This is a genomic window from Geobacillus sp. ZGt-1 (assembly GCF_001026865.1).
GTDB classification, from domain to species: domain Bacteria; phylum Bacillota; class Bacilli; order Bacillales; family Anoxybacillaceae; genus Geobacillus; species Geobacillus thermoleovorans.
Window position 1 is genome coordinate 658,756 of record NZ_LDPD01000023.1, and the last position, 6,592, is coordinate 665,347.

At 52.5% G+C, this 6,592-nt stretch carries 5 protein-coding genes and 3 pseudogenes; 3 read left to right on the top strand and 5 right to left on the bottom strand.

Annotation, left to right across the window (positions count from 1 at the left end; genetic code table 11):
- Window positions 1-325: 325 nt before the first annotated feature.
- Complete coding sequence (locus tag VU18_RS12050; RefSeq protein WP_011232240.1) at window positions 326-859, bottom strand: molybdenum cofactor biosynthesis protein B; 534 nt, start codon at window positions 857-859, stop codon at window positions 326-328.
- A gap of 354 nt (window positions 860-1,213) precedes the next feature.
- Here VU18_RS12050 and VU18_RS20315 point away from each other — a divergent pair.
- Window positions 1,214-1,984: pseudogene (locus VU18_RS20315) on the top strand (DNA-binding response regulator); the annotation flags it as partial.
- A gap of 1 nt (window position 1,985) precedes the next feature.
- A pseudogene (locus tag VU18_RS21275) lies at window positions 1,986-2,716 on the top strand (response regulator transcription factor); the annotation flags it as partial.
- Between the two features lie 250 nt (window positions 2,717-2,966).
- On the opposite strand, the gene VU18_RS12060 reads toward VU18_RS21275, so the two are convergent.
- From VU18_RS12060 to VU18_RS12070, 3 genes are all read right to left on the bottom strand, one after another.
- A complete protein-coding gene (locus VU18_RS12060; RefSeq protein WP_011232242.1) occupies window positions 2,967-4,115 on the bottom strand; it encodes a hypothetical protein in 1,149 nt (382 codons plus the stop codon).
- 12 nt (window positions 4,116-4,127) lie between these two features.
- Window positions 4,128-5,270 (bottom strand): DUF6114 domain-containing protein, encoded by a 1,143-nt coding sequence (locus VU18_RS12065; RefSeq protein ID WP_020278084.1) that lies wholly within the window; start codon window positions 5,268-5,270, stop codon window positions 4,128-4,130.
- 217 nt (window positions 5,271-5,487) lie between these two features.
- On the bottom strand, window positions 5,488-6,093 hold the full coding sequence (locus VU18_RS12070; protein WP_011232244.1) for a DUF6230 family protein: 606 nt from the start codon (window positions 6,091-6,093) through the stop codon (window positions 5,488-5,490).
- Window positions 6,094-6,174: 81 nt separating this feature from the next.
- Between VU18_RS12070 and VU18_RS20325 the strand changes: the two genes are divergently transcribed.
- Window positions 6,175-6,324 carry a hypothetical protein gene (locus VU18_RS20325; RefSeq protein WP_236687382.1) on the top strand — a complete coding sequence of 50 codons (150 nt, stop codon included), beginning with the start codon at window positions 6,175-6,177 and terminating at the stop codon, window positions 6,322-6,324.
- On the opposite strand, the pseudogene VU18_RS20330 reads toward VU18_RS20325, so the two are convergent.
- Window positions 6,319-6,592, bottom strand: a pseudogene (locus tag VU18_RS20330) (ribonucleotide-diphosphate reductase subunit beta); the annotation flags it as partial. The gene VU18_RS20325 and the pseudogene VU18_RS20330 sit on opposite strands and share 6 nt — an antisense overlap.

Below are 6,592 nucleotides of genomic sequence, written 5' to 3' on the forward strand. Positions count from 1 at the left end.
GCAATCAAGAAAGGGAAAAGTCAATCAAGGCTTGACGAGTGAAAAGGGCTGATTTGTGCTGCCCACAATCTTCTCAAAAAAGCCGCTAGGGACAAGCAATTGTCCTTGGTGGCGCAAATCAGGGGTGAACAGAATCGGGATTTTCTTCCATTTGGTAAAATATACAAAAAAACAAAGAGGAGGGTGTCCCAAAAGGATCGGGACACCCTTTCTTAACTATATGTAGGCGTAAAACAATCTTGAAGAAACGATGTGTTGTGTTTTGTTTAAGAAAAAACAACCTTTTAGGTCAGCCCCCCCCATTTCCGCTCATCCTCTCCTTTCGTCAAAGCGTCTTTCGCTGCTTCTCCCTATCCTTCCGAATCTCTCTCACCACATGCCCCAACTCCGGCAAAATGAGCTTCGTCATCGCGAGGCGCACAGCGCCGGTGGAGCCGGGAGTGCAAAAGACGGCGGTGTCCATTGCCACGCCGGCGACGGCGCGCGACAGCATGGCGGCCGGGCCGATGTCTTCGGTGTAGCTTAGGAAGCGGAACAGCTCGCCAAAGCCGACGAGTTCTTTCTCAAGCAGCGCACCGACCGTTTCGATCGTCACGTCGCGCTTGGCGATGCCGGTGCCGCCGTTCGTGAGCACCGCATCAACATCAAGGCGGCGGCAGCCGTCAAGCACTGCCTCGCGAATGGCGTCCGCTTCGTCTTTCACGATCTCATAGCCGACGACCTCATGCCCGGCTTCCGTGAGCAGCTCGATCATCAGCCGGCCGCTTTGGTCGGTTTCCTCCGTTCTCGTGTCGCTGACGGTGATGACTTTGCAACGGACGGTTTTGGGGGCTTCTTGTTTATGTTCGGTCGTGCTCATCCGTTTATGATCCCCTTTCGTTTCTTTATCTCTTATCGTACACAACGCAAATACGGTTCGCGTGTGAGTAAAATATTTGTACAAAGTCTTGACTGACTCACGGTTCGCAAACCATTTGTATCATAATAGGCAGAATTGTTATAATATTATTAATATATATCACCACGATGATCATAGGACTTTCCGCAACCGGTTTCTCTTGTTCCCAACATCTTTGCACTCGTTTTTCTCTCCCGGCATCAACCAACATCCGACGCCCATGACGCCCAATTGTATGGAACGATCGATACCCGAAACGGAAGCAATGATATCGGTTGGACAAAAACAAGAAAAAAACTTAAGGAGGGAAAACGAATGGACTTGCGCTTGTCAATCCGATTAGAAGCCATTTTGAAAGAAGGATGGGAGATGATTCGGAAGCACCGCGACGACATTTTCTCCGCTTGGCTGGACAAATGCGTCGAGCTAGAGGACAAGCAGCACGCTGCCGCCCATCCTTTGCGGCTTGCCGTTGACGTGTTCTCTTCGCAATGGCTTGATCCTATGAATGATATCGATGAATGGCTGGCGTCATTTCGCCGCGAGTGGGAAAAACGAAACGGCGAGCTGTCGCCCAACCAGTTCACCTCCATTTTATCGATGATGGAAAACGCGGTTCACGAAGCCATCCAATCGGACGGTGTTGTAGAATTTCGCGTTCATCAAGCCGTTCAGTACGTTTTTTCCAAACTTCTTGAGTCCGTCAATGCGTCTGGCTGCCCCGAATTCGATTTTGAGCAGTTTCTTTCGCAAATCGTTTCATCCAAGCAACTGCCGATCGCATGGATCGCCCAGCTGGCAAGGACAGCTGATGGCGGATTCATCGTCGCCAAATGGCATGGAAGCGCGGCCGATGCGCTCACAGAAGAACCGATGTATGGAGAAACGATTTTCGCTTTATGTGAACGTATTCTTTCCTGCATCGATGCGAGTGGAACGCGATTGATTCCGCTCCCATGGGGGGGCGATCTGTTGCTCGTTTGCGCGGAAGGGGAAGATCGGCTCGTCACCCCGTTTCTTCTTCACACCCTCGAACAGTTTCATGCCGCCCGGAAGGCTGCCATCCGCACAAAAGAGCAGCAGCTTNGGAAAGACGCCGTCTTGTTGTTTGACCAATGGATTATGCGGGCCAAATCGCTGAACGAAGCGATCGAGTACATTTCAACCGGATTTGTCGCTTACTTGCCATTTGAACGATGTGCCCTGTTCGCCTATTCAAGCACTCATGAAAGCGGATTCGGACTGTACGGCTATCAGCTGGACAATCATGACATCAAAAGCATTCACGAACACATCGACAGCCTTCCGTTCATTAAGCAATACATCCAACGGCTGCAGCTGCTCGGCCGCCAGATGACGAACGTGCCGCCCATTTATGTCCGCCATGCGGCGCAAGGATTGCCGATGAAATACGTCAAGCAGTTTCAACTGGAATCGATCGTCATCGCTCCCATTTACGCGCCGTCGGAAAATCGGCTTATCGGCGCCGCCATTTTGGATTGCGGGCCGAAGACGTCCTTTCAATTGTCCAATGATCTTTACACGGCAGTGATGAAATTCGGACAAAGCGCGGGGGAGATTTTGGCCAAATGCAGCGGAGGGCGTTCCGATCTCGTTCAGCCGACGCCGCATTTATCGCCGCGGGAAATCGAAGTGCTGAAGCTCGTCGCCGAAGGAGCATCGACGTACGAAGCGGCGAAACGGCTTCATTTGAGCGAATACACGGTGCGCGATTACGTGTCCGCCATTTTGCAAAAAATGAACGCCAAAAACAGGACAGAAGCCATCGTCAAAGCGATTCGCGACGGAATCATTTAACACAGCGGCGGCATGAGCGCTTCTTGCTGAAATCGGTCTACACCAACAGGGCAAGGAGCCAAACGCCTTGCCCCTCGTTTCCTATAAGTGTAAACTAGCACATTATTAAATAAAATGATAATTTACACTATAAGGTCGGTGAAAAAACCACCATTGCGCGAACTTGTCGCTTTGAGATGAAAAAAGCGTTGTATCGTTTTGCAGTTCAAGAAGAGCATTTCTTTTCTATCATTACCAACCTTCTATGTCTTTACCGTTTTCCTTCCTCATCTGCTCCCGGCGAAGGAAGCGGGGGCTGAGAACGTCCATCCGTGCTGTTCGCTTCGGCAGCCGGTTTGGACTTCAACCATTCAGCCACTGCATTCAGCCGCTGTTCAAGCTCGTTCGCCGTTTTGCGCCAAACTGCTTCATCCGTTTCCAGCTTGTCAAGTTGTTGTTTGACGCTATCAAGCGACGAACGCAAAGCCGAAAGAAGATTCATCGCTTTTGATTGTTCTCCAAGCTTCAACGTTTCTGTTGCATACGAAACTGCGTTCTTCCATAGAGCGTCTTGTTCTTTCCATTTCTCGATATCTTGTCGAAGGGCAGCCGTTTGTTGATCGATCATTTCGTTCCACTCCTGCAGGCGAACCGTGATTTCTTCATATTGTGCTCTTTCTACGCTTTCAGCTGTTCGTCCGCCCGCCATGACTTGCTCAAGCTGTTGGAGGGAAGCCGAAACAGCGTCCAGCTTTTCGGCGAACGCCTGCCATTCAGCTGCTCTAGCCTTGACGCGCTTTGCCAACGCCGGGACGTCTGCTTGCAGCGTCTCGACCATGCGGGCGGCGCTGTTGTCGCCTTGCTTTTGTTCATCCAGCTGCCAGACGAGCCGTTCCGCTTCTTGCGCGAGATCGGTTTGTTCAAGCGCGCTTTGCTCCGCTGGCGCCAAAGCGGCGCCAGAAGATGAAGCCGACAGCGACATGCCAGGGATGGAGAGGCGGGAGGCCGTCATCTTCGTCGCCACCAATGTGACGTCCCTCAAACACTGCTTAAGCGGAAATCCATCCAAGCAAAGGCCCCCGAACTTCAATTTCGTCACATCAAGCTTCATCCAAGTAGCGCTCGCCGTTCCTTCCGATCGAATCGACAGCACGATTGTTCCTTGCGGCGTGTCGATGGCTCGTTCCATTGACAATCCGCTGATGTCCGCTTGGATGAAGGCAATTGGAAGCTTGCCGACGATCACTTTCGGCGACCCAAGAATGATGCCCCCCAAATCGAAGATGCCGACGACTTTATCAGCATGAATGACAAATCCTTGTTCCTCCCCTGCGGCGAGCGAACGCGAACCGCCAAGCGGCAGGCAGAGAAGAAGCATCAATGCAAGAAGCGACGGTTTCAGCCATTTGAAGGATTTCATTCAGTTCCTCCTTTACCCTGTCATTGTTGGCGAATGCGGCGGGAGCGGCGAGGCGGGGGGTGAAGAATGGCCCTCTTGTTTTTCTGTCTGCTTCCCGCTCCATCCGACTACAAGCGCTCCTCCTAAAAGCCCGATGATTCCTCCGATGATCAAGCCTCCTGCCGCACCAACGAAAGACAGAATGGAAGCGAGAATAAGAAAGCTACCGATGGTGACATGGCTTTGCGGTTTGATCATGCTTAAAATAGCCAAAACGATCATGACCAGCCCCGTCACCAGCCCAGCCCACATGAGCCCGCTTCCGGGAAGCAGCAACATCGGAAACACACTGATGCCGACGATCAAGACGAATATTGCACCAATCATTACGAGCACCGATCCTAACACAGGACGATGTCGGTTGGCGGCAAACAAAAACCCGACGGCGCACGGCAGTATCCAGCCTAAGGCATACGACAACAGCGGCCCCACAAAGCGGGCTGCATCGTGAACAGACAAAAAGTCGTAATGGAACATCGAAGCGGCGGCGATAAGCAGCAGCCCTCCAACCAGCAGCGCTCCCCCCGCCCGACGGGCAGCCGACCGCGCTTGCCGCCATGTCTCGGTCTTTCTCTTTTTCCAGCCGATGCAAATCATATATCCAAGCAACACGAAGGCAAGAACGATAGATGATTGAACGGCCATCGGAATCGATCGCGCCCATGTTTGCCACGGCGCCGCCCTCTCAGCGACAAACAAGGCGTTTAAAGCGAAAAACGTCGCGAGAGATCCGCCAGAAAACAGCCAGACATAATGAAAACGTGTGCGAATATAACGGCCCTGCTCTTCGTGGCGCATGATGAGACGCGAGACAAAAAAAGCAGCCAGCACGCTGCTCGCCGCCCCTCCCACCGCTGCCCCAACAACCCCGATCGACAGCCATTGACTCCCGCCAACAAGCATGCCGGGCAAAAAAGCCGCCGCTCCATATTTTGCTCGCATCAAAGCAGTTGGGCGGTCGAGAAGCGGCCAAACGAGCGCCGCAAGAATAGCCGCCAGCGCCGATCCCCCCCACAGCGCTCCATCCATCCCTCCTTGGAGCACGATTCCGCCAATAAACGCCCCCGTGAGCGCACCAATGACCGCGATTTGCACCATCTCGAACGTTTTTCTCATAGTCTTGCCTCCCTTTATCCGTTTTTCATCTTTCCATTTGGCGAGTGACGGCGGCGGGCAAGCTGAACACTCCGCCATCCCTTCCTCTTTTCGTCACCCCTCTGACTCAACGGTTGACGCAGTCCTTGACAGAAGGAAACAAGATGCCAGACCATCCGATTCATTTTGGGAGGAATAGGAGATGAACCTCTCCCATCTAAATGATGATCAGACCGAATTAAAAATCGCCGACACGGCTTCCGTCTTTCATGTTGGCGATCACTTTCAGCTTCATGCTTGGAATCGTGATCGACCCAGCCGACATGTAATGCGTGTTCAAGCTCGGTTTGTCAAGAGTCAAGCTTGGCGCGCTCAAATCGATGACATTGAGCGGATTGTCGGTTTTATGCTCTTGCGTTTCCAAGCCGGCAAATGATGTGCTGTCCGCTTGAATGCCGGTGACGCGCAATTTTAAATTTTGCCCGCTCACATTGCCGCCAGTGACGACAACGTCAATGCTTTTAATGCCGTAAGCGCCAAGCGCCGATTCGGTGTTGATGTTTTTCGTCAGCACCAAATTGGTGATGTTCGCCGACGCCAAGTCGACGGCGGCCTGTCCCCAAGCCCCTCTTTGTTCGGTTTCACCGATGGCGGGATACAGTTTAAACCCGGTTCCCGTAATTTTATCAGCGCTGATCGTAAATCCCCCGACTCCTGAAAGCGGAAACGCCGCAAACGCCGTTCCCGACAGAAGAAGCATGGCAACCAAGGCGATGACGGCGAGGAACCCAGCTCCCCCCGCAATCGCAAATCGTTTCGGATTGACCGCAAACAAGCTCCCCATTTTTCATTCCCCCTTTGTGTGCCTTCATCCGACAAGCTTTGATTCATCCCTATTCCCCCCAAAATAAATACCTTGCTCCCCTTGAAGGCAGCAGCAGAGCTTGCCGTCATGCTGCCATCACCGCGCCTCCTTGCAGCTCTTTTCACGCTCAGCCACAAAGGTGTTTGTGAAAATATTTTCTTTCCCGCTTTTTTACATGCAGGCGGGCAGAGCCCGCCCGTTCGTTCATGACTCAGCAGCCGTTTTTTCAAGCCCCTCAACGACATCGACGCGCTTCGTGCGGCTGATTTGCTTTTTGCGGAGGTTGAACTGTTTGATGACATAATGGCGAAGCAAATCATAGTCGATCTCAAGCGCATACGTGCGGGCGAGCTGCTGCTGGCGTTTGCCGAGCTCGGTCAAGTAGTCGACATAGCCGATGACGTGCGGCCATAATTCATCCATGTATCGGATAAACAGTTCGTAATACCGCTCGTCTTCGTTGACGATCCGCTGGATC

What these genes read in the sequence shown, in the direction of transcription:
- VU18_RS12050 (WP_011232240.1), bottom strand. Translation starts at nt 859, where the DNA reads ATGAGCACGACCGAACATAAACAAGAAGCCCCCAAAACCGTCCGTTGC.
- VU18_RS12060 (WP_011232242.1), bottom strand. Translation starts at nt 4,115, where the DNA reads ATGAAATCCTTCAAATGGCTGAAACCGTCGCTTCTTGCATTGATGCTT.
- VU18_RS12065 (WP_020278084.1), bottom strand. Translation starts at nt 5,270, where the DNA reads ATGAGAAAAACGTTCGAGATGGTGCAAATCGCGGTCATTGGTGCGCTC.
- VU18_RS12070 (WP_011232244.1), bottom strand. Translation starts at nt 6,093, where the DNA reads ATGGGGAGCTTGTTTGCGGTCAATCCGAAACGATTTGCGATTGCGGGG.